Raw genomic sequence first — 20853 nt, 5'->3', positions numbered from 1 at the left:
TGCGCAAGCTAGGGCGCGGATGCATCGCTGTCCATGCGCGGCTTGATTGCCGCGGCGCCGCATGTCTATCGTGGCGCAACGCCGGAAAAGGATGCCCCGATGGCCCAGGCCAAGACGCCGCAGAAAGATGCCTATACCCTGATCCTGGACGCCATCGACGGCGGCACCTACCGTCCCGGTGACCGGCTGGTGGAAAGCGAACTGGCGGAACGGTTCGGTGTGTCGCGGACGCCGATCCGCGAGGCGCTGCAGCGGCTGGAAACCCAGTCGCTTCTGGCCCGTGACGGCCGGTCGCTGATCGTGGCCTCGCTGGATCACAACCAGATGGCCGAGCTGTATGTCGTGCGCACCGAACTCGAAGGTCTGGCGGCGCGGCTGGCGGCCCGGCACGCCACCGACGAGGAAATCCAGGTGCTGCGCGACATGGTCGACGAAGACCGCGCGCTGCTGAACGATCCCGCTTCGCTGTCGCGCGCGAACCGGCGGTTCCACAAGATGATCCACCTCGCGTCGCACAACCGCTACCTGGTGCAGCAGCTGGATCTCGTGCACCGGTCGATGGCGCTGATGGCCACCACCTCGCTGGCGGCCGAGGGCCGAGGCGAAATCGCGCTGGCCGAACACAAGGCCATCGTCGACGCCATCGCCCGGCGCGACGAGGCCGCCGCCTACCAGGCGCTGCGAGACCATATCTCTGTGGCCTTCGTCACCCGGCTCAAGCTCGACAGCCGGGCGCAACGCAGCGGCGCGGCGGGCTAGCCCCGGCCCGGCGCCGCCGTCTCCGGCAGATCGGCATGCGGCGCGTCGGGCGCCGAGATGCCGTGCCGTGTCTTGTCCCAGTAGAACGGCCGCGCCATGATTTCCCACAGCGCCTTGTAGACCGCCGCGGTGCCCAGCGGCGCATAGGCCACCAGCGTCGGCACCCAGGGCAACAGCCGCTGGTGCGGGCTGCGGGTGACCGCGGCCAGCCCGACCGCCAGGGTCACCGCCTCGGCCGACAGGAACAGCACCACCAGCGCGGCGAACAGCCCGCCGGGGTCATGCGATTGCAGCGGATGCGGAATGCCGGCCAGGATCAGCCAGAACGACCACAGCAGCGGCGCCAGCGCGAATTGCAGCAGCGTGGTCAGGAACAGAAACTGCACGCCGAGGAACTTCCACGCGCCGACGTCGCGCCACAGCGCGGCGGGCCTGCGGCTGTGCACCCACCAGGTCAGCGCGTAGCCTTTCAGCCAGCGCGACCGCTGGCGGATCCAGGGCCAAAGCCTGTTGTTCGCCTCTTCCCGCGTGACGGTGCCCAGCAGCTCGGTCCGGTATCCGTGCCGGGCCAGGCGGATGCCCAGATCGGCGTCTTCGGTGACATTGTGCGCGTCCCAGCCATGCACGGCTTCCAGCGCCGCGCGTCGAAAGAACACCGTGGTGCCGCCCAGCGGGATCGCGAAGCCAAGCCGGGCCATGCCGGGCAGCAGGACGCGGAACCAGCTGGCATATTCGATGGCGAAACAGCGCGACAGCCAGTTGGCGCGCGGATTGTAGAAATCCAGGATGCCCTGCAGGCAGGCGACCTCGGGCCCCTCGCGGGCGAACCGGTCGGCAACGCGCAACAGCTGGTCGGGCGCCGGGGCGTCCTCGGCGTCGTAAATGCCGACGATGTCTCCACGGGCGAAGCGCAGCGCGTAATTCATCGCGCGGGGCTTGGTCGTCACCGATCCCGGCGGGACCTCGACCACCCGCATCCAGCCCGGCAAATCTCGGCCGTTCAGCGCCGCGCGCGTGGCGTCATCGCCGGCCTCGAGGATCAGCAGGGCCTCCAGCCTGGCGCGCGGGTAGACCAGCCGTTCCAGCCGGTCGACCAGGCTCCCGACGATTTCGGGTTCTCTGAACAACGGCACCAGCAGCGACACCATCTGTGGCGGCGCGGGAAGCACGGGGTCGGGCTGTGGCGCCGCGCGCCGGAAACTGGCCAGCAGGGCGGACAGTTTGAAGACCTGTGCCGCCAACAGCGACAGGCAGGCCAGGCCGATCGCAAGGCCGAAGAACACGGCGGGCCAGACCGCCAGGCAGCCGATCGCCAGCGATGTGAAACCCAGGCCGATCACCCGGCCGCGCAGGCTGCTTTGCCCGATGTCGCGGCAGCTTTCGGATGCGGGAACCCAGCTTTCCGCCCGAGCCGCCAGCAGCGCGCCGTGGCGGTCGGCCACCGCGTCGTGAATGTCCTGTTCGGTGGTGATCGCCATCATCACCGGGCCCAGATCGCCGGGGATTTCCTGCAGCAGGGCGGCATAGCGTTCTGGTCGCGACGTGGCGAGCACGAGCGTCGGGCCGATGCGCATCCACGGCAATACGCCGCGGGCCAGGCAGAAATCGGGCGCCAGCAGGTCCGCGAGGTCCGGATCGGGCGGCGCATCGGCGCGGCGCAGAGCCAGCGCGCCCCAGCGGGCCGCCTGCGCCCGCAGGATCTCGTCCGGCGCGGCCAGCGCCTCGGATTCCAGGACATGCGGCAGGTCGGTGCACAGGGCCGTGGCTTCGGCCATGGCGCGTACCATGGCATCCGGCGCCACGATGCCGGCGTCGATCAGCAAGCGGCCCAGCGGCTGGCCGCGAGCAGCACCGGATTGCGCCAAGACCGACGCGTCGCGTTGAAGCCCAAGCGGTTGCATGGCTCCGTCCCCTCCTGTTGCCGACGGAGAGTGGCGCGCGGTTGGTTAAGGTCCGGTTAACTCGGAACGGGCTGCCGGTTCAGACGGCGGCCATCGACGCGGCGAATCGTTCGAACAGATAGAAACTGTCCTGCGGTCCGGGGCTGGCCTCGGGGTGGTGCTGCACCGAAAAGACCGGGCGATCCTTCATCCGGATGCCGCAATTGGACCCGTCGAAAAGGCTGACATGGGTTTCCAGAACATCGGCCGGCAGGGACTGGCTGTCGACGGCGAAACCATGGTTCATCGAGGTGATCTCGACCTTGCCGGTCTCGATTTCCTTGACCGGATGGTTGGCGCCGTGATGGCCGTGGTTCATCTTGATCGTCTTGCCGCCAAGCGCCAGCGCCAGCATCTGGTGGCCCAGGCAGATGCCGAAGACCGGCAGCGCGGTCTTGTCCAGCAGGTCGCGGATCATCGGCACCGCGTAGCGCCCGGTCGCCGCCGGATCGCCGGGGCCGTTCGACAGGAACACGCCGTCTGGGTCGTGCGCCATGATGTCGTCATAGGTTGCCGTGGCGGGCAGAACGGTGACGTCGCAACCGGCCGAGGCAAGGCAACGCAGGATGTTGCGCTTGGCGCCGTAATCGACGGCCACGACCTTGTGCTTCGGGGCGGTCTGGCGTGCGTAGCCCTCGGGCCAGGCCCACCGCATCTCGTCCCAGCGGTAGCTTTGCGCGCAGGTGACGTCGCGGGCCAGGTCCAGCCCTTCGAGACCCGGAAAGCCCTGCGCCGCCTTGACCAGTGCGGCCAGGTCGAACCGGCCTTCGGGATCGTGCGCCAGCGCGACATGCGGCGCACCCTGCTGACGGATCGCCCGGGTCAGGCGCCGCGTGTCGATTCCGCCGATGGCGATGCGCCCGCGCGCGGCCAGCCAGTCCGACAGCTCCTGCGCGGCGCGCCAGTTCGATGCCTGCGTGGGCATCCACTTGACCACCATGCCGGCCGCTACCGGATCGCCGGTTTCGTCGTCTTCGGGGTTCACCCCGACATTGCCGATATGGGGAAAGGTGAAGGTCACGATCTGCCCTGCATAGGACGGGTCGGTCATGATTTCCTGGTAGCCCGACATCGCGGTGTTGAAACACAGCTCGGCCACGGTCTGGCCAGTGGCGCCAAAGCCTTGCCCGTAGAACACCGTTCCATCGGCAAGCGCGAGGCAGGCGGTGGGGCGGGCAGCGGATGAAAGGGGCATGGCGGCGACTCCGGCTGGCGGCAAATTGGCCGGACCCTATGTCGCGCAGAGCCCTGGGTCAAGGGTCAGTCAAAAAACAAAAACACAATAAAAACAATAGCTTGATATGTTTCTCAACGGTTGCGCCCCGCCGCGGCTTTCGCTAAGTTCCGGCCTTGCGAAAGCAAGGGGATGAATTCGATGGATCTCAGGACTCGTGTCAACGAGGCGGTCAAGCAGGCCATGAAGGACAAGGCGCCCGAACGCCTGTCGACGCTGCGGCTGATCAACGCCGCGATCAAGGATCGCGACATCGCGGTGCGCGCGGACGGCAACGAGACCGGCGTCGACGAGGCCGAAGTGCTTTCGATCCTTGGCAAAATGGTCAAGCAGCGTCGCGAAAGCGCAAGGACCTACGAGGAAGGCGGGCGGCTCGATCTGGCCGAGCGCGAATTGGCGGAAATCGAGGTGATCGAGGAATTCCTGCCCAAGGCGCTGAGCGACGACGAGGTGCAAAAGGCGGTGGATGCCGCCGTGACCGAGGTCGGCGCGGATTCGATCCGCGACATGGGCCGCGTCATGGGCGCGCTCAAGACCAAATACGCTGGTCAGATGGATTTCGGCGCTGTCGGCAAGCTGGTCAAGGACCGCCTGGCCAGCGGCGCCTGAAGCCTGAAGCCGGTCAGGGCGCGGGAAAATCCCGCGCCACGGCCTGCAGTTCGGCCGGATCGGTGATCCGGAAGCGCTGCACGAAACGCGTCTTGAACCCCACCCGGCCGCGCCGCGCGCCAAAGTTTTCGCCGTGGTTCAGCACATACAGGACCGAAGGCCGCGACAGCGGTGCCAGCCGTTTTCCGGCCAGCGCGGCCAGATACGGAAACATCCGGTGCTCATGCGCGGTCATCGCGCGCAGGAAATCCGCGCTTTGCGGCAGGGCGGGGTCGTGCAGCACCGCCGCGCAGGATCCGCACAGCTTCCAGAACGGCTTGCGCAGAGGATGCGACAGGTCGGGTGCATCGGCCAGGGCGACGGCGCCGCTGGCGTGATCCATGACATAGCCCGCCCGCACCAGGTAACCGCCCGGCGCCTGGCGGTGCAGCATCTCGGCCACGGCACCCTGGCGCAGCAGGTCGTCGGCGTCGAAGCTCATGACATAGGCGGGCGTGCCGCCCCGCGCGGACAGGTCGTCGCACAGCGCGGCCAGCTTGCGCCACTTGTCGTTGCCCGGCGTCGGATCGTCGAAGGGCAGGTGGGCGATGCGCGGATCGTCGGGCAGGGGCGGGCGCTGCTGGCAACAGATCACCGCCCGCCAGTTCGGATCGTCCTGCTGCAACAGGCTGGCCAGCGTTGCGTCCAGTCGCGCCGCCACGGCCTGCCAGTCGCCGACATGCTGCGGGCCGACCAGCGGGATCAGAAAGACCACCCGTTCGGCCCGCGGCACGGTACGCCCGGCCGCGGCCTGCCGCAGGGTCAGCGCCGCCTGCTCGGACGGGGCCCGGGCCAGCGATCGGGCGCGCCCGGGCCCCGCCACGGCCGCGACCATCCGCAACAGCAGGCGGCGCAGCTTGGGTGTGGCGGGGGCTTGGGCCATTCTGGCCTCCGGGCTCAGTTGCGGGTCAGGCGTGCCAGCCGGTCGCTCAGGTCGTCGAACAGCGCCTTGCGTTCGTCTTCGCTCAGAAACGCGCCGATCTCAACCTCGCGCCCGTTGCCCTTGAGCGTGACGTAGAACGGCACGGGCCCGCCGGCCTCGTGCATCGCGACCCTGACCCAGTAGGTGTTGCTGTCCCAGTCCTGCACGTTGCCCCCGGGATTGGTGCGCACCAGATGCGTCCGGTCCGGCGACAGCGTCAGCACTTCGACGATCTGCCGGTCGTGTTCGTTGCGCCGCAATGCGTAATACAGCCCCGCCGTCGCCATCAGCATGAAGGGCAGCACCCCCCACAGCAGCACCGTGCCCAGCAGCCCGTAAAGCGGAATCGACGCAAGGCAGAAAAAGCCCAGCACGGTCGCCGCGAAACCCCGCGCCGGCAGCGCGTTGTGCGGCCACAGCGTCAGGGTCAGGTCCGGCGAAGCGGAGGTTTCGGTCCAGCGGTAGGGCATGATCGGCTCAGCTAGGGCGCGGCAATAGCCGGACAGGGGGCGTGGCGAAGAAAAAGGCCCCGGACGATGCCGGGGCCCTTGGGTTTGTGTGTAGGGCGGGGTTCACCCCGCCGCGCATCAATGCGCGTGGCCCTTGTCCCAGTCTTCCTGCTTGGGCAGGATCTCGAACGTGTGCTCCGGCGGCGGGCTGGGCAGGGTCCATTCCAGCGTGTCCGCGTATTCGTTCCACGGGTTGTTCTGGGTCACCCTGGCGCCCGAGCGCAGCGTGTAGAACATCACCCCGAAGAAGAACAGGAAGGACGCAAAGGACAGGAAGGCGCCGTAGCTCGACCAGGCGTTCCAGTAGGCAAAAGCCTCGGGATAGTCGATATAGCGGCGCGGCATGCCCTGGTTGCCCAGGAAGTGCTGCGGGAAGAACGTCAGGTTGGCACCGATGAAGAACGTCCAGAAGTGCAGCTTGCCCGCCCATTCCGGGTACATCCGGCCCGACATCTTCGGCAGGTAGAAGTAGATCCCCGCGAAGATCGCGAACACCGCGCCCAGGCTCATCACGTAGTGGAAATGCGCCACAACGTAATAGGTGTCGTGATAGGCGCGGTCGATGCCGGCCTGGCTCAGCACGATGCCGGTCACACCGCCCACGGTGAACAGGAACAGGAACCCGAAGGCCCAGAGCATCGGCGTCTTGAACTCGACCGAGCCGCCCCACATCGTGGCGATCCAGCTGAAGATCTTGACCCCCGTCGGCACCGCGATGACCATCGTTGCCAGCATGAAGTAGCTCTGCTGGGTCAGCGACATGCCCACCGTGTACATGTGGTGCGCCCAGACGACAAAGCCCAGGGCACCGATCGCGATCAGCGCCCAGACCATCGGCAGATAGCCGAAGACGGGCTTGCGCGAGAACGTCGCGATGACGTGGCTGATGATGCCGAAGCCCGGCAGGATCACGATGTAGACTTCCGGATGGCCGAAGAACCACAGGATGTGCTGGTACAGCACCGGGTCTCCGCCGCCGGCCGGATCAAAGAAGGTCGTGCCGAAATTGCGGTCGGTCAGCAGCATGGTGATGGCGCCTGCCAGAACCGGCAGCGACAGCAGGATCAGCCACGCGGTGACAAAGATCGACCACGAGAACAGCGGCACCTTGAACAGCGTCATGCCGGGGGCGCGCATGTTCAGGAAGGTGGTGATCATGTTGATCGCGCCCAGGATCGACGAAGCGCCCGAGACGTGCACGGCGAAGATCGCCAGGTCCATCGACATGCCGCCTTCGTTGACCGACAGCGGCGGGTAGAGCACCCAGCCCACGCCCGAACCCAACTGCCCGTTGCCGCCCGGCGACAGGACCGAGCACACCGCCAGGGTCGTGCCGGTGACGTACAGCCAGAACGACAGGTTGTTCATCCGCGGGAACGCCATGTCCGGCGCGCCGATCTGCAACGGCATGAAATAGTTGCCGAATCCACCGAACAGCGCCGGGATCACGACGAAGAACATCATCAGGATGCCGTGGCCGGTGATCAGCACGTTCCACAGATGCCCGTTGGGCGTACAATCGGCCACGGCGGCGGCGGTCAGGCGCGCGCCTTCCATGCACATGTACTGCACGCCGGGCTCCATGAGCTCCATGCGCATGTAGACGGTGAAGGCCACCGAAATGAAACCCACGAGCGCCGAGGTCACCAGGTAGAGGATCCCGATATCCTTGTGGTTCGTGGACATGAACCAGCGGGTGAAAAAGCCGCGGGTGTCTTCGTGCTCGTGGCCGTGAATGGCGGCGTCTGCCATCGTCTGCCTCCTGTTGGTAACACTGTCCGGGCGTGCGGGAATCCCCCGCCGCCAAATTCTCCTGCACGTTCTAGAATGTGAGGCCGGGGGGGGCAACCGATCCCTTTGATCCAGATCAAAGCTTTTTGTCGCACCTATCTTTTGCGGTGACGCAGGGTCAGGGATTCCCCACTGTCGGTTTCCGCTGCGGCAGGGCATCATGTTCCCTGTTGATTGGCATTCTGCCGGGGGATTTTTCCATGAGTTATTTCGATCATGAATTTTCAAGTGACGACAAAGGTTTGCGCAGCGTTTTTGCGCGTTTTCTCGAAACGCCTTTCGACATCCGTCAGCGCCGTCTCGCGCAGCGGATCGAGGCCTTGCGGGCCATGGACGACGCGGAATTGGCCGCGTACGGGCTGACCCGCGACACGATCGTCGCGCATGTCTTCGCGACGGACCGTCGAATCTGAGGCGACGGAAGCATCCGGGGGAAGGCTTCCGAAACACAAAGGGGTGCGCCGCGGCGCACCCCTTTTTTTCGTCTCGCGCCGGGTTCAGCCGACCAGGCCGCCGTCCTCGCGGGTCACGGTGATGATCGCCGACCGCGGCAGGCCGGTGCCGTCCGGCCAGCTGCCGCCGGGATGCTGGATGCCCACGAACATCGTGCGGCGGTCGCTCGACCAGGCCAGGCCGGTCACTTCCGATCCGTTCGGGCCGGTCATGAACCGTGCGATTTCGCCGGTCACCGGATCGCCGACCAGCATCTGGTTGTTGCCCATCCCTTCGAACTCGCCCTCGTTGCTGTCGTCGCCGTCGGTCTGGATCCAGACCAGGCCGGTCGAATCGAAGCCCATGCCGTCGGGCGAGTTGAACAGGTTGCCCTGGGTGATGTTCTCCGAACCGCCATAGACGTTGTCATAGACGTTCGGGTTGCCTGCCATCACGTAGAGATCCCAGTCGAAGGTATCGGCCGCGTGGTCGTCGTCATGCGGCCGCCAGCGCACGATCTGGCCGTAATTGTTGGTCTCGCGCGGGTTGGGGCCGTTGACCGGCGTCTCGTCGCCGCCGGCATTGGGTTTGACGCCACGGTTGCGGTTGTTGGTCAGGCAACAATAGGCCTCGACCGCCCGGGGATTCGCTCTGATCCATTCCGGGCGGTCCATCGTCGTCGCGCCGACGGCAGAGCCGGCTTTCCGCGCGAAGATCAGCACTTCGGCCAGGTTCGCCATGCCGGTCGTCTCGGGCGTCAGCGCCAGCCATTCGCCGGTGCCGTCATCGTTGAACTTCGCCGCGAACAGCGTGCCGTCGTCCAGCAGGCCCTCGGTCGACCCGCCCGGCGTGTAGGTGCCGTTCGAGACGAACTTGTAGACGAACTCGCCGCGCTCGTCGTCGCCCATGTAAACCACCACGCGGCCATCGGGGGCCAGGACCACCTCGGCATTCTCGTGCTTGAAGCGGCCCAGGCCGGTGTGCTTGACCGGCGTGCTGTCGGGCTTCGTCGGGTCGATCTCGACCACCCAGCCCGCGCGGTGCGGCTCGTTGGGGTTCTTGGCCGTGTCGAACCGTGCGTCCCACTTGTGGTAATCATAGCCCCAGCCATCGGCACCAATGCCATAGCGGCTGAAGCCGTCGCTGACCTGCGCGGTGACTTCGGGCTCGGCCGTGGCGCCGAAATAGCCGTTGAAGTTTTCTTCGCAGGTCAGGTAGGTGCCCCAGGGCGTCATGCCCGAACCGCAATTGTTCATCGTGCCCAGCGACGCCGTACCGGTCGGGTCGGCTTCGGTCTTGAGCAGGTCGTGGCCGGCGGCTGGCCCGACGATCGTCATCGGCGTGTTGTGGTGGATGCGGCGGTTGAACGGGCTGTCCTTGACCACCTCCCAGCCGGCGTCGCCCTCGCGCACCTCCATGACGGTGACGCCCTGCAGGTTCTGCAGCTTGCGCACGTCGTCGGCATTGGCCGGCGTGCCGTCCTGCGCGGCGGGCAGGTTGACGTCGCGGTTGGCGTATTCATGGTTGACGGCGATCAGCTGGTGGCCGCGGAACGAAAACACTTCCATCCCGTCGGTGTTCTCGCCGAACACCCGGTCCGACCCGGCCACCGGGCCGCCCTCGGCCACGTCATAGCCATCGGCGTCCGAGAACAGCGGATCGCCCCAGCGGGCCAGCACCTGCCAGCGATAGCCCTCGGGGACATGCACGTCGAAATCCGTCGCGATGTCGATCGGGGTAAAGGGAAAGCGGTTGGCGGCGTTCATCGCCTGGGCCGAGCTGCCGCTCAGCAGGCCGGTGCCCATGACGGCAGCGCCGGAACCGAAGGCCAGAATGCCGCCCATGAACCCGCGGCGCGAGATGGCCCGCTCGACCACCGCGTCGAAATCGTTTGCCTCGGGGCGCGGAAAGTTCAACTCGTCCCACTCGTCGGCGGACAGCTTGGTAGTGTCGACGTCTTTCATTGTTTGACTCCCTGGGTAATTGGTCGCGCGGAATAACGCGATCGAGGACCGTCTAGGTCGGGTCCGTTGCGGGATTGTAACACAATTATTAAGCTTTTGTGACGGCTTGCGTGCAACCCTTAGCTGTTTCTTGCAACCGCCTGTTTCGTCTCGAAAACCCGGCCGAAATTCCGTTTCAGGGCCACGTCGACATCGTCCATCGTCACCGGCAGGCCCAGATCGACCAGCGATGTCACGCCGTAATCGGTGATGCCGCAGGGAACGATGCCCGAGAAATGTTCTAGCGCCGGTTCCACGTTGATCGAAATGCCGTGGAAACTGACCCATTTGCGCAGCCGGATGCCGATCGCGGCGATCTTGTCCTCGGCCATCCGCCCGTCCGCCAGGCGCGGCTTGTCGGGCCGTTCGACCCAAACGCCGACCCGGCCGTCCCGGACATGGCCGGTGATTCCGAACTCGGCCAGCGCGGCGATCACCCAGGATTCCAGGTCACGCACGAAACAGCGCACGTCGCGCCCGCGCCGGCTTACATCCAGCATGACATAGGCCACCCGCTGTCCCGGCCCGTGATAGGTGTATTGCCCGCCGCGCCGCGTGGCGTAGACCGGGAACCGGTCGGGATCGCGCAGGTCCTCCGGCTTTGCCGAGGTGCCGGCGGTATAAAGCGGCGGATGCTCCAGCAGCCAGATGCATTCCTGCGCGGTGCCGTCGGCGATCGCCGCGGCGCGCGCCTCCATGAAGGCCAGCGCCTGTTCGTAGTCGGTAAGCCCGTCGGTCGCGATCCATTCCACCATGCGCCACAGATAGCCGTCCCGCGCCGCCGACGGAAGCCGCGCAATTGCGCCGCGCCGCGCTTTTCCTCTTCACAAGGCGGGCGCGCTTCGCTAGGAACCGCCCACCAAGTCACAGACAGTGCGGTCGTGGCGGAATTGGTAGACGCGCAGCGTTGAGGTCGCTGTGGGGTAACTCCCGTGGAAGTTCGAGTCTTCTCGACCGCACCATTCCCTTCCCAACGTCTTTTCGGCAGGCCGGGTCGCCCATCGCGGGCGAATGTCCGCGTCGGTTTGTCGCCAAACAGCGTCAGTCATTGACCCCGAGCGCTGCGCGGATAATCTGGCCGCCACGAGCTTTCGAACACGAGAAGACCATGCCGCGGACCGTCACCCATCGCCTGGCCGAAGCGTTGGCTGCGATGCGGTCCGAAAAGGGCTGGACGCTGGACCAGCTGGCCGAACGCAGCGGCGTCAGCCGCGCCGCCCTGTCCCGCCTGGAACACGCCGAGGTCAGTCCGACCGCCGATGCGCTGGCGCGGCTCTGCGCGGCGCATGGCGTGCGGCTGTCACAACTGCTCGCCCGGGTCGAGGAATGCTATCCGGCGCTGGTCGGGGCCGACGAGCAGAACCAGTGGCGCGACTCCGATCACCCGGTCACCCTGCGCGACATGTCGCCCGCCGGGCCGGGCTTGTCGGGCTGCGTTCAGGAATGCCGGCTGGGTCCGGGCACGGCGACAACCCTGCCGGTATCCGCCCAGCCCGGTGCCGAACGCCACATCCTCATGATGCAGGGACAGTTGACCGTCTCGCAGGGTGACGAAACCCACGAGATCGCCCGCGGCGACGTGTTGCGCTTTCACGAAAACGGGCCGGTGGCGCTGCAGGCGCAGGGCGAAACCGGCGTTCGGTTCTTCCTGTTCTCGGTGACCGGCTGAGCGTCGGCGATTCGGCGTGTCGGTGCCAACCCGCCCCGGCGACGGCCCTTGCCTTTCCCGTGGATAACGCGACGCGCCCGGAAACCCGTCCGCCGCCCGGCTTTCGGCGTAGCGGGGGCAAAGCCCGGGGCGTCAGCAGTTGGGCACGTTGACGGCCAGCCCGCCCAGCGAGGTTTCCTTGTATTTCTCGCTCATGTCCAGGCCGGTCTGACGCATCGTCTCGATCGCCGCATCCAGCGGCACGAAATGCTGGCCGTCGCCGCGCAGCGCCAGGCTGGCCGCCGACACCGCCTTGATCGCGCCCAGACCGTTGCGTTCGATGCAGGGCACCTGGACCAGCCCCTTCACCGGATCGCAGGTCATGCCCAGGTGGTGCTCCAGCGCGATCTCGGCGGCGTTCTCGATCTGCTCGGGGCTGCCGCCCATCACCGCGCACAACCCCGCCGCCGCCATGGCGCTGGCACTGCCCACCTCGGCCTGGCAGCCGGCTTCGGCACCGCTGATCGAGGCGTTGAACTTGACCAGGCCGCCGATCGCGGCGGCGGTCAGCAGGAAATCCGGCACGCCGCGCGCGCTGGCGCCCGGCACATGGTCCAGCCAATAGCGGATCGTCGCGGGCACCACGCCCGCCGCGCCGTTGGTGGGCGCGGTGACAACCTGTCCGCCGGCGGCGTTTTCCTCGTTCACCGCCATGGCGTAGACGCTCATCCAGTCGTTGATCGTGTGCGGCGCGGTCAGGTTGCGGCCGCGCTCGGCCAGCAGCTGGTCGTGGATCGCCTTGGCGCGGCGGCGCACCTTCAGCCCGCCGGGTAGGATGCCGTCATTGGCCAGCCCGCGCTCGATGCAGGCGTTCATCACCTCCCACAGCCGCGCCAGCCCCCGGTCGAGATCGTCGACCGACCGCCGCGACAGTTCGTTGGCCCGCTTCATCGCCGCGATGCTCAGGCCAGACGCCGATGCCATCTCCAGCATTTCGGCGGCGGATTTGAACGGGTAGGGCACCGGCGGGCCGTCATCGGTATCCTTGCCCGCCGCCAGTTCCGCCGCGGTCAGAACAAAGCCGCCGCCGATGGAATAGAACGTTTCTTGCGCGATCACGTCGCCCTGCGCGTCGGTGGCCATCAGGATCATCCCGTTGGCATGGCCGGGCAGGGCCGGTCCGAAATCGAAGGCCAGGTCGGCCTGCGGATCAAAGGCCAGCGCCGGCAGGCCCGGCGGGGTTACGACCTTGTCTTCGCGGATCGCCGCCAGCGCGGCCTCGGCCTGTTCGTGGTCATAGCCGTCGGGGGTGAACCCCGCCAGCCCCAGCACCGTCGCCCGGTCGGTGGCATGGCCCACGCCGGTAAAGGCCAGCGATCCGTGCAGCGAGGCGCGCAGCCCATGCGCCGTGAACGGCGCCGCGCGCAGCATGTCCAGAAACCGCGCCGCCGCCACCATCGGCCCCATCGTATGCGACGAGGACGGGCCGATTCCCACCTTGAACATCTCGAAGACCGACAGGAACATGCGCGCCATCCTTTGCTTTGTCGCGCTACCTAACGCGACCGTGCGGCCCGGCGCGCCCGAAAACGACCCTTTTTGACACAAGCCCACCGATCGCGGGGTGGCCGGATCACCCCTCCAGCGGTTGCACGGCCCGCCGGTAAAGATGCCAGGTGGTGTGCCCGAGGATCGGCAGGGCAAGGATCAGGCCCAGAAAGGCCGGGGCCATCGACACCAGCATGACGCCCGAGATGATCGCCGCCCAGCCCAGCATGACCACCGGGTTTTCCACGACGACGCGGATGGATGTCAGCATGGCGGTGACGAAATCGGTGTCGCGGTCCATCAGCATCGGCATGGCGATGACCGTCAGCGAAAACAGCGCAGCCGACAGGATCGCCCCGGCGCAGGTGCCCACCGCCAGGAAGAGCCAGCCCTGCGGCGTGAAGAAGACGGTGTTCAGAAACCCGTCTAGATCCGAAAACGGCGCGTCCCGCAGGATCAGCGCCAGCCAAAGCCGGATCTGGTACATCCACACCCAGAAGACGAACAGCGTGACGAAGGCCATCCAGCCCATCTCGCGCTTGCGTTGATCGGCCATGACGGTCAGGATTTCCGACCAGCCGAACCGCTCGCCCGCCTGCAACCGGCGCGACATCTCGTAAAGCCCCGCGGCGGCAAAGGGCGCCACCAGCGGAAAGCCCACGGCGGCGGGCAGGATCATCCAGACCTTGCCCAGCCAGACCAGGCACCACAGGAAAAAGATGCCGAACACCACATAGAACAGTCCAAAGGCGCCGCTCATGACCGGGCGGGCCAGAAAGTCGGAAAACCCGGCTTTCAGCGATGCGGAAATGTCCGCCGCGGTCACCGGGTTGACCTCCGGCGTTCCGGTCTTTGCGGTGCTGGATGTCATGGCGCACGCCTCCCCTGCATGTCACGGCATTGGGCCGCCCGCACGCTGGCGCGGCGGCGAAAACGACATCCCTCCCCAGGCCAAAGTCTGCATCAGCACCGCCAACCGGACAAGCGAAAGCATCGCGCCCGCGCCGTGCGCCGCCTCAGACCGCCGATCCCTCGGGCGGGTCCGGCGGTTCGGGCGCGGTGAAGGGATGCGCGCCCAGCCCCTCGGCTGCCGCCGCGCGGATCAGCGCGGGCCGGGTCTCCAGCGCCGCGGCCATGCCGTGCAGGGCGGGATAATCCGCCAGCGCGAACCATGCGGTCTTGCCGGGCGGATACAGCGCCAGCCAGCGCAGGATCGCCGCCAGATAGGGCTGCACCGCGTCGAACCCGTCCGGCGGATGCGCCGCCGTCAACGCATCCAGCATCGCCAGATGACCGCGCAGCCGCGCCTGCAAGGCGGCCCGCATTCCGTCCTGGGCATCCGCCGGTCCGTAGCGGTGCAGGTAAAAGGTCTGGATCGCCTCGGGATGCAGCGTGTTGGCGACGAACAGCAGCGTGTTCAGCATCCGCGCCCGTGCCGCCGTGCCGCGGGGCGGCAGCAGCCCGCCATGCGCCTCGTCCAGCCACAGCAGGATCGCCGCGGTTTCCGAGATCGGCCCCTGCGGCGTCTCCAGCACCGGGATCCGTCCGGCGGGGTTCAGCGCCAGATGCGCCGCGCTGCGCTGCGCCCCGGCGCGCCGGTCCACCAGCCGGGTCTCGTAACCCGGCCCCTGTTCCTCCAGCACCCAGCGGATGATGAACGAGGCATTGTCGGGGGCATAGTGCAGTCGATAGGTGGTCATGCCGGCAAGTTAGGCCGCGCGGCGCCCGCCGCATCGCCCGGTTGCGGCATCCATCCGCCGGAAAACGGAAAAACCGGTGGCGCGGCCCGGCCACCGGAAAACGGCGGGCACCCGGCCCGCCGTCCATCCAGGTGCCGGATCAGCCCGCCGGGCCGAAATGCGCCGAGACGATGTTGCTGTCGCCCTGGCTGCCGGTCGGCTGGAACGGGGTCAGGCGCACCCGCGCGTAAACCTCGTCCTTGTTGCCGATCACCCAGCCGAAGATGATCGTGTCGGGGTCCTCGTCCAGCGTCGAGTTCGCCACCACGCGGGTGATCTCGCGTTCGATGCAGCCGTTCTGCGCCCGCACGCAGCCATTGCGCAGGGTGATCAGATGATCGTCCCAGATCGGGTCGTCGCCGCGCAGGGTGACGCGTTCGACAAAGGTCGAGCCCGCCATCGCCTCGCAATGCGAATAACAGATCCGGTAGGTGACATGGACACGGCTGCGGCGGTCGTCGAGTTGTTCGATCCGCAGCCGGACATTGCTCACGGTAGCCATGAGTTTTCCTTTCCTGAAAATGGTTTGTCTGAAAAAGCGATCCGCCGAAAATCACGCAGCGGTGGCCACAGTATGTCGCAAGATCAACCTGTGGTTAAGTATGGAATACCGTAACACGCGTTTTGCGGTATCGGCCGCGACATCGACAATCCGCGCCAATTCGCCCTTACCCGGCGCCGCGATCTGTGCCAATAAGGCGCCCGACAGATCGCGGCCCGCCAGACAAGGGGAATGCCATGACCGGAGAATTGTCGCCCATCGACAAGGCCAAGTTCGTCGCCGCCAAGCGCGCCGCGGATTTCGTGGAAAACGGCATGCGGGTGGGCCTCGGCACCGGCTCGACTGCCGCCTGGCTGGTGCGCTGCCTGGGCGAGATGGTGCGCGAGGACGGGCTGCAGTTCCGCGGCGTGCCGACCTCGACCCGCACCGCCGAACTGGCCCGCGAGGTCGGCATCGAGGTGATCTCGCTCGACGAGGCCAAGTGGCTGGATCTCACCATCGACGGCGCCGACGAATTCGACAGCGATCTCAACCTGATCAAGGGCGGCGGCGGCGCGCTGTTGCAGGAAAAGATCGTCGCCACCGCTTCGGACCAGATGATCGTCATCGCCGACGCCGCGAAAGAGGTCGAAAATCTCGGCGCCTTTCCACTGCCGATCGAGGTCATCCCCTTCGGCTGGCAGACCACCCAGGCGCTGGTCGAGGAAACGCTGGTCTCGATGGACGTCATGGGCCGCAAGGCGACGCTGCGGATGAACGGCCAGGTGCCCTTCGTCACCGACGAGGGCAACCATATCCTCGACCTGCATCTGGGCCGCATCGGCAATCCCCGCCAGCTCGCGCTGGTCATCAACCAGATTCCCGGCGTGGTCGAGAACGGGCTGTTCATCGACATCTGCGACCAGGTGGTCATCGGCTTCGGCGACGGCCGGGTCGAGGTGCGCGACATCAACGCCGGCACCGTCAGCACCGACCGGCTTGAATTCGTCGAGACGGACAACCTCTTCGCCGATCTGGGGGATTGACGGGCGCGCCCGCGGCGACCGGGTCATGCGTATTTGCAAAAGAGAAGAAGACAGGACGCGGCCTGCGCCCCCGCCGCGGCTCTGCGCGCCTTCTGCTGCTTCTTCTCTTTCGAAAATACGCAAGCCGCGGCGGCCACGGGCGCGGCGCACCGGAGCCAGGGGCCACCCGCGCCTCTGGCCAAGCCGCGACCCTTGTGAAATACCTCTGGCCAAAGCAGCGGGACCCGATCCATGACCACATTCGACTACGACCTCTTCGTCATCGGCGGCGGCTCGGGCGGGGTGCGCGCGGCGCGGGTCGCGGCGGGCGAGGCCGGGGCCAAGGTCGGCCTGGCCGAGATGGACCGCTATGGCGGCACCTGCGTGATCCGTGGCTGCGTGCCGAAAAAGCTCATGGTCTTCGCCTCGGAATTCGCCCACATGCCGTCCGAGGCCCGCGCCTATGGCTGGGATATCGCCGACGGCGCGTTCGACTGGAAAACCTTCTGCGGCCATCTGAACACCGAACTGGACCGGCTCGAAGGCATCTACCGCTCGTTGCTCAAGAATTCCGGTGTCGAAACCTATGATGCCCGCGCCACGCTGGTCGATCCGCACACGGTAAAGCTGTCCACCGGCGAGACCCGGACCGCCAAGCACATCCTGATCGCCACCGGCGGTCACCCTGTGCGTCCCGACATGGACGGCGCCGAATGCGGCATCGTCTCGGACGACCTCTTTCACCTGCCTGAACTGCCGAAATCCATCCTGATCGTCGGCGGCGGCTATATCGCCTGCGAGTTCGCCTGCATCCTGTCGGGTCTCGGCGTCGAGGTGACCCAGTATTACCGCGGCGCGCAGATCCTGCGCGGCTTCGACGAAGAGGCGCGCGGGCTGATCGCCGAATCCATGCGCGAACGCGGCATCGACCTGCACACCGGCACCAATATCGTCGAGATGCGCCGCGCCACCGGCGACGAAGCCACCGATGCCCAGATGTCGGCCCCTGTCGAGGCCCGCCAGATCGGCGCGAAGCCCGCCCCCGACAGCGGCGAGGGTCCGGTCTGGGTCAAGGCCACCAACGGCCAGACCCGGGTCTACGACCAGGTCCTGTTCGCCACCGGCCGGCGGCCCAACACCGCCGAAATGGGGCTCGGGGCGCTGGGGATCGAGCTGGGCCGCGGCGGCCAGATCGTGGTCGACGAATACAGCCAGACCAAGGTGCCGTCGATCTACGCCATCGGCGACGTCACCGACCGGGTCAACCTGACCCCGGTCGCGATCCGCGAGGGCATGGCCTTTGTCGAAACGGTGTTCAGGGGCAACCCGACCCCGGTCGATCACGCGCTGATCCCGTCCGCTGTCTTCACCCAGCCCGAACTGGGCACCGTGGGCCTGACCGAAGAGGCCGCGCGCGACCGCGAAGAGATCGAGGTCTACTGCACTTCGTTCCGCCCGATGAAGACGGCCTTTGCCGGACGACCCGACCGGGTGCTGATGAAACTGATCGTGTCCAAGGCCAACCGCACCGTGCTGGGCTGCCATATCGTGGCGCCCGGGGCGGGCGAAATGATCCAGCTCGCGGGGATCGCGGTCAAGATGGGTGCGACCAAGGAAGACTTCGACCGAACCGTGGCGGTGCACCCCACGATGTCCGAAGAAATCGTGACCATGCGCAACCCGGTGAGAACGGCTTGAATTCCGCGCATTCGCGCACAGGTTAGGCACTGACGAACGACACACTGACGAATTACGCACTGACGAAAAAGACCGAGGAAGGACCAGACCTCATGGCAGGAAACAGCGGCGGCCCTTGGGGCGGCGGTGGCGGCAACCGGGGTGGCGACGACGATCGGCGCCGGGGACAGGGCGGTGGGCGCCGTCCGGACGAGCCGCAGATCCCCGAGATCGACGAGCTGATGAAGAAGGGCCAGGAACGGCTGCGCGTGCTGATGGGCGGGCGCGGCGGTTCTGGCAACGGCGCAGGCCGCGGCGGCGGCGGCGGGGGCGGCGGGCCGATCTTCACCCGCGGCACGGTGGGCCTTGGCCTGATCGTGGCGCTGGGCATGTGGGCCTTCGCCAGCTTCTACACCGTGCGGCCCGAAGAACAGTCGGTCGAACTGTTCCTGGGCGAATACGCCTCGACCGGCAATCCCGGCCTCAACTTCGCGCCCTGGCCGCTGGTCACCGCCGAGGTCGTCAACGTCACCTCGGAACGGACCGAGAATATCGGCGGCGGCCGGGCCGGCAATGACGGGCTGATGCTGACCACCGATGCCAACATCGTCGATATCGAATTCCAGGTGGTCTGGAACATCAACGACCCGGCGAAACTGCTGTTCAACATCCGCGATCCGCAGCTGACCGTGCAGGCGGTGTCGGAATCGGTCATGCGCGAGATCATCGCGGCCAGCAACCTCGCACCCATCCTCAACCGGGACCGTGGCATCGTCGCCGACGCCGCGCGCGAGGGCATCCAGGCCACGCTCGACGAATACGACAGCGGCATCACCATCGTCCGGGTCAACCTCGAAACCGCCGACCCGCCGCGCGAAGTCATCGACAGCTTCCGCGAGGTCCAGGCGGCCGAACAGGAACGCGACCGGCTGGAACGCCAGGCCGACGCCTATGCCAACCGCGTCGTCGCCGAGGCCCGCGGTGAAGCGGCCCAGACGATCCAGCAGGCCGAGGGCTACCGCGCCCAGGTCGTCAACGACGCCGTCGGTGAAGCCAGCCGCTTCTCCGCCGTTCTCGAGGAATACTCCAAGGCCGAGGACGTGACCCGCCGCCGGCTCTATCTGGAAACCATGGAAAAGGTGCTGGGCGGGGTCGACAAGATGATCCTCGACGAAAGCATCACCGGCTCTGGCCAGGGCAGCGGCGTGGTGCCGTACCTGCCGCTGAACGAACTCGGCCGGCCGCGCGCGCAGGGAGGCAACTGAGATGAAAAAGACAACCTATCTCATCCCCGTTCTGGTCATCGCCGTGGTGGCGGCCTTGTCGGCGATCTTCGTCGTCGACGAACGCGAAAAGGCGCTGGTCCTGCAATTCGGCCAGATCAAGGCCGTCAAGGAAGATCCGGGCCTGGCGTTCAAGATCCCGATCATCCAGGAAGTCGTGCGCTACGACGACCGGATCCTGTCGCTGGACACCGAAACCATCGAGGTCACGCCGTCGGATGACCGCCGCCTCGTGGTCGACGCCTTTGCGCGCTATCGCATCGCGGACGTGGTGCAGTTCCGCCAGGCCGTCGGCGTCGGCGGCATCCGTTTCGCCGAGGACCGGCTCAGCTCGATCCTCAACTCCAAGATCCGCGAAGTGCTGGGTGCCGACCAGGTCACGTCGGACACCATCCTGTCCGAGGATCGCGGCCGGCTGATGATCCGCATCCGCGACCAGGCCCGCGCCGAGGCGCGCTCGCTGGGGCTCGACGTGGTCGACGTGCGGCTCAAGCAGACCAACCTGCCGGCGCAGAACCTCGAGGCGACCTTCGCCCGGATGCGCGCCGAACGCGAACGCGAGGCCGCCGACGAGATCGCCCGCGGTAACGAGGCCGCGCAGCGGGTCCGCGCCCTGGCCGACCGGACCGTGGTGGAAACCCTCTCCGAGGCCGATCGCGACGCCAACGTGATCCGAGGCGAGGCCGACGCCGAACGCAACCGGATCTTTGCCGAAGCCTTTGGCGCCGACCCGGAATTCTTCGCCTTCTACCGCTCGCTGCAAGCGTATGAGCGGGCGTTGCAGGGCGGCAATTCCACCATGGTGATGACGCCGGACAGCCAGTTCTTCGACTATTTCTCGAACGAACGGGCCGGGCAGGCGCCGGCGAATTGACCGGCACCGATATCCTCACCGGGATCGCGCTGGTCCTGGTGATCGAGGGGCTGGTCTATGCGCTGGCCCCTTCGCTTGTCGAACGCCTGCTCGAGGCGCTGCGCGCCATGCCGGTCGAAACCCGGCGGACGCTGGGGCTGGCGACCGTGGCCACCGGGCTGATCCTGCTCTGGATCGCGCAACGGTGATGCTGCGCGCCGGCCAAGAGTTTTCCGGAAAACTCTTGCAAAACTCTCGCAAGAGTTTTGTCCGGCACCGGCCGCGGGGGCGCGCCAACTCACGATTGCTTGAAAATTCGGCGAAACCCTTTGGTGTTGCCGTTTCGCACCTATCTTTGCCA

Annotated in this window: 20 protein-coding genes and 1 tRNA gene; 10 read left to right on the top strand and 11 right to left on the bottom strand. The window is 66.8% G+C overall.

Annotated features, from left to right (window positions below):
* Window positions 1-99: 99 nt before the first annotated feature.
* Window positions 100-759, top strand: a complete 660-nt coding sequence (locus KUH32_RS00585) for a GntR family transcriptional regulator (protein ID WP_217778203.1) — start codon at window positions 100-102, stop codon at window positions 757-759.
* On the opposite strand, the gene KUH32_RS00580 is transcribed toward KUH32_RS00585, so the two are convergent.
* Together KUH32_RS00580 and carA are read right to left on the bottom strand one after the other, a co-directional pair.
* Entirely contained in the window at window positions 756-2660 is a 1905-nt protein-coding gene (locus KUH32_RS00580; protein WP_254898950.1) for a glycosyltransferase family 2 protein, read from the bottom strand. The two genes, KUH32_RS00585 and KUH32_RS00580, sit on opposite strands and share 4 nt — an antisense overlap.
* 79 nt (window positions 2661-2739) lie before the next feature.
* Entirely contained in the window at window positions 2740-3894 is a 1155-nt protein-coding gene (gene carA, locus KUH32_RS00575; RefSeq protein ID WP_217776133.1) for a glutamine-hydrolyzing carbamoyl-phosphate synthase small subunit, read from the bottom strand.
* Between the two features lie 180 nt (window positions 3895-4074).
* On the opposite strand from carA, the gene KUH32_RS00570 reads away from it, so the two are divergent.
* Window positions 4075-4542, top strand: a complete 468-nt coding sequence (locus KUH32_RS00570; RefSeq protein ID WP_217776132.1) for a GatB/YqeY domain-containing protein — start codon at window positions 4075-4077, stop codon at window positions 4540-4542.
* Window positions 4543-4555: 13 nt separating this feature from the next.
* Here KUH32_RS00570 and KUH32_RS00565 read toward each other — a convergent pair whose 3' ends face one another.
* The 3 genes from KUH32_RS00565 to ctaD form a co-directional block, all read right to left on the bottom strand.
* Window positions 4556-5464, bottom strand: a complete 909-nt coding sequence (locus KUH32_RS00565) for a hypothetical protein (RefSeq protein ID WP_217776131.1) — start codon at window positions 5462-5464, stop codon at window positions 4556-4558.
* A 14-nt stretch (window positions 5465-5478) separates the two neighbouring features.
* On the bottom strand, window positions 5479-5973 hold the full coding sequence (locus tag KUH32_RS00560; protein ID WP_217776130.1) for a DUF2244 domain-containing protein: 495 nt from the start codon (window positions 5971-5973) through the stop codon (window positions 5479-5481).
* A gap of 117 nt (window positions 5974-6090) precedes the next feature.
* A complete protein-coding gene (gene ctaD / locus KUH32_RS00555) occupies window positions 6091-7764 on the bottom strand; it encodes a cytochrome c oxidase subunit I (RefSeq protein WP_217776129.1) in 1674 nt (557 codons plus the stop codon).
* 239 nt (window positions 7765-8003) lie between these two features.
* On the opposite strand from ctaD, the gene KUH32_RS00550 reads away from it, so the two are divergent.
* On the top strand, window positions 8004-8216 hold the full coding sequence (locus KUH32_RS00550) for a hypothetical protein (RefSeq protein ID WP_217776128.1): 213 nt from the start codon (window positions 8004-8006) through the stop codon (window positions 8214-8216).
* 84 nt (window positions 8217-8300) lie between these two features.
* Here the strand turns inward: KUH32_RS00550 and KUH32_RS00545 are convergent, their stop codons facing one another.
* Together KUH32_RS00545 and lipB are read right to left on the bottom strand one after the other, a co-directional pair.
* A complete protein-coding gene (locus tag KUH32_RS00545) occupies window positions 8301-10199 on the bottom strand; it encodes a PhoX family protein (protein WP_217776127.1) in 1899 nt (632 codons plus the stop codon).
* Between the two features lie 119 nt (window positions 10200-10318).
* A complete protein-coding gene (gene lipB, locus KUH32_RS00540) occupies window positions 10319-10993 on the bottom strand; it encodes a lipoyl(octanoyl) transferase LipB (RefSeq protein WP_217776126.1) in 675 nt (224 codons plus the stop codon).
* A 120-nt stretch (window positions 10994-11113) separates the two neighbouring features.
* On the opposite strand from lipB, the gene KUH32_RS00535 reads away from it, so the two are divergent.
* Together KUH32_RS00535 and KUH32_RS00530 are read left to right on the top strand one after the other, a co-directional pair.
* Window positions 11114-11200, top strand: a tRNA-Leu gene (locus tag KUH32_RS00535).
* Window positions 11201-11346: 146 nt separating this feature from the next.
* The gene (locus tag KUH32_RS00530; RefSeq protein WP_217776125.1) at window positions 11347-11907 is read left to right on the top strand and encodes an XRE family transcriptional regulator; all 561 of its coding nucleotides are present in this window, start codon (window positions 11347-11349) and stop codon (window positions 11905-11907) included.
* A 132-nt stretch (window positions 11908-12039) separates the two neighbouring features.
* On the opposite strand, the gene KUH32_RS00525 is transcribed toward KUH32_RS00530, so the two are convergent.
* The 4 genes from KUH32_RS00525 to KUH32_RS00510 form a co-directional block, all read right to left on the bottom strand.
* Entirely contained in the window at window positions 12040-13413 is a 1374-nt protein-coding gene (locus KUH32_RS00525) for an L-serine ammonia-lyase (RefSeq protein WP_217776124.1), read from the bottom strand.
* Between the two features lie 106 nt (window positions 13414-13519).
* Window positions 13520-14305, bottom strand: a complete 786-nt coding sequence (locus tag KUH32_RS00520) for a DUF2189 domain-containing protein (protein ID WP_217776123.1) — start codon at window positions 14303-14305, stop codon at window positions 13520-13522.
* Window positions 14306-14450: 145 nt separating this feature from the next.
* A complete protein-coding gene (locus KUH32_RS00515) occupies window positions 14451-15134 on the bottom strand; it encodes a glutathione S-transferase family protein (protein WP_217776122.1) in 684 nt (227 codons plus the stop codon).
* A gap of 139 nt (window positions 15135-15273) precedes the next feature.
* Window positions 15274-15675, bottom strand: coding sequence for an acetate and sugar kinases/Hsc70/actin family protein (locus KUH32_RS00510; RefSeq protein ID WP_217776121.1), 402 nt, complete (start codon window positions 15673-15675; stop codon window positions 15274-15276).
* Window positions 15676-15911: 236 nt separating this feature from the next.
* Here KUH32_RS00510 and rpiA point away from each other — a divergent pair, with 236 nt between their 5' ends.
* The 5 genes from rpiA (at window position 15912) to KUH32_RS00485 (ending at window position 20701) form a co-directional block, all read left to right on the top strand.
* Complete coding sequence (gene rpiA, locus KUH32_RS00505; protein WP_217776120.1) at window positions 15912-16700, top strand: ribose-5-phosphate isomerase RpiA; 789 nt, start codon at window positions 15912-15914, stop codon at window positions 16698-16700.
* 231 nt (window positions 16701-16931) lie between these two features.
* The gene (locus KUH32_RS00500; RefSeq protein ID WP_217776119.1) at window positions 16932-18377 is read left to right on the top strand and encodes an FAD-dependent oxidoreductase; all 1446 of its coding nucleotides are present in this window, start codon (window positions 16932-16934) and stop codon (window positions 18375-18377) included.
* Window positions 18378-18469: 92 nt separating this feature from the next.
* On the top strand, window positions 18470-19621 hold the full coding sequence (gene hflK / locus KUH32_RS00495) for an FtsH protease activity modulator HflK (protein ID WP_217776118.1): 1152 nt from the start codon (window positions 18470-18472) through the stop codon (window positions 19619-19621).
* Between the two features lies 1 nt (window position 19622).
* The gene (gene hflC / locus KUH32_RS00490; protein ID WP_217776117.1) at window positions 19623-20513 is read left to right on the top strand and encodes a protease modulator HflC; all 891 of its coding nucleotides are present in this window, start codon (window positions 19623-19625) and stop codon (window positions 20511-20513) included.
* Window positions 20510-20701 (top strand): DUF2065 domain-containing protein, encoded by a 192-nt coding sequence (locus tag KUH32_RS00485; protein WP_217776116.1) that lies wholly within the window; start codon window positions 20510-20512, stop codon window positions 20699-20701. Before hflC ends, KUH32_RS00485 begins: the two co-directional genes overlap by 4 nt.
* Window positions 20702-20853 lie beyond the last annotated feature (152 nt).

Source organism: Thalassococcus arenae (assembly GCF_019104745.1).
Classification (GTDB): Bacteria; Pseudomonadota; Alphaproteobacteria; order Rhodobacterales; family Rhodobacteraceae; genus Thalassococcus_B; species Thalassococcus_B arenae.
This window is presented reverse-complemented; position numbering and strand designations above follow the sequence as displayed.

What these genes read in the sequence shown, in the direction of transcription:
- KUH32_RS00530 (WP_217776125.1), top strand. Translation starts at nt 11,347, where the DNA reads ATGCCGCGGACCGTCACCCATCGCCTGGCCGAAGCGTTGGCTGCGATG.
- KUH32_RS00525 (WP_217776124.1), bottom strand. Translation starts at nt 13,413, where the DNA reads ATGTTCCTGTCGGTCTTCGAGATGTTCAAGGTGGGAATCGGCCCGTCC.
- KUH32_RS00500 (WP_217776119.1), top strand. Translation starts at nt 16,932, where the DNA reads ATGACCACATTCGACTACGACCTCTTCGTCATCGGCGGCGGCTCGGGC.
- KUH32_RS00570 (WP_217776132.1), top strand. Translation starts at nt 4,075, where the DNA reads ATGGATCTCAGGACTCGTGTCAACGAGGCGGTCAAGCAGGCCATGAAG.
- KUH32_RS00515 (WP_217776122.1), bottom strand. Translation starts at nt 15,134, where the DNA reads ATGACCACCTATCGACTGCACTATGCCCCCGACAATGCCTCGTTCATC.
- carA (WP_217776133.1), bottom strand. Translation starts at nt 3,894, where the DNA reads ATGCCCCTTTCATCCGCTGCCCGCCCCACCGCCTGCCTCGCGCTTGCC.
- KUH32_RS00580 (WP_254898950.1), bottom strand. Translation starts at nt 2,660, where the DNA reads ATGCAACCGCTTGGGCTTCAACGCGACGCGTCGGTCTTGGCGCAATCC.
- lipB (WP_217776126.1), bottom strand. Translation starts at nt 10,993, where the DNA reads ATGGTGGAATGGATCGCGACCGACGGGCTTACCGACTACGAACAGGCG.
- KUH32_RS00560 (WP_217776130.1), bottom strand. Translation starts at nt 5,973, where the DNA reads ATGCCCTACCGCTGGACCGAAACCTCCGCTTCGCCGGACCTGACCCTG.
- KUH32_RS00520 (WP_217776123.1), bottom strand. Translation starts at nt 14,305, where the DNA reads ATGACATCCAGCACCGCAAAGACCGGAACGCCGGAGGTCAACCCGGTG.
- ctaD (WP_217776129.1), bottom strand. Translation starts at nt 7,764, where the DNA reads ATGGCAGACGCCGCCATTCACGGCCACGAGCACGAAGACACCCGCGGC.
- KUH32_RS00510 (WP_217776121.1), bottom strand. Translation starts at nt 15,675, where the DNA reads ATGGCTACCGTGAGCAATGTCCGGCTGCGGATCGAACAACTCGACGAC.
- KUH32_RS00545 (WP_217776127.1), bottom strand. Translation starts at nt 10,199, where the DNA reads ATGAAAGACGTCGACACTACCAAGCTGTCCGCCGACGAGTGGGACGAG.
- rpiA (WP_217776120.1), top strand. Translation starts at nt 15,912, where the DNA reads ATGACCGGAGAATTGTCGCCCATCGACAAGGCCAAGTTCGTCGCCGCC.
- KUH32_RS00585 (WP_217778203.1), top strand. Translation starts at nt 100, where the DNA reads ATGGCCCAGGCCAAGACGCCGCAGAAAGATGCCTATACCCTGATCCTG.
- hflK (WP_217776118.1), top strand. Translation starts at nt 18,470, where the DNA reads ATGGCAGGAAACAGCGGCGGCCCTTGGGGCGGCGGTGGCGGCAACCGG.
- hflC (WP_217776117.1), top strand. Translation starts at nt 19,623, where the DNA reads ATGAAAAAGACAACCTATCTCATCCCCGTTCTGGTCATCGCCGTGGTG.
- KUH32_RS00565 (WP_217776131.1), bottom strand. Translation starts at nt 5,464, where the DNA reads ATGGCCCAAGCCCCCGCCACACCCAAGCTGCGCCGCCTGCTGTTGCGG.
- KUH32_RS00550 (WP_217776128.1), top strand. Translation starts at nt 8,004, where the DNA reads ATGAGTTATTTCGATCATGAATTTTCAAGTGACGACAAAGGTTTGCGC.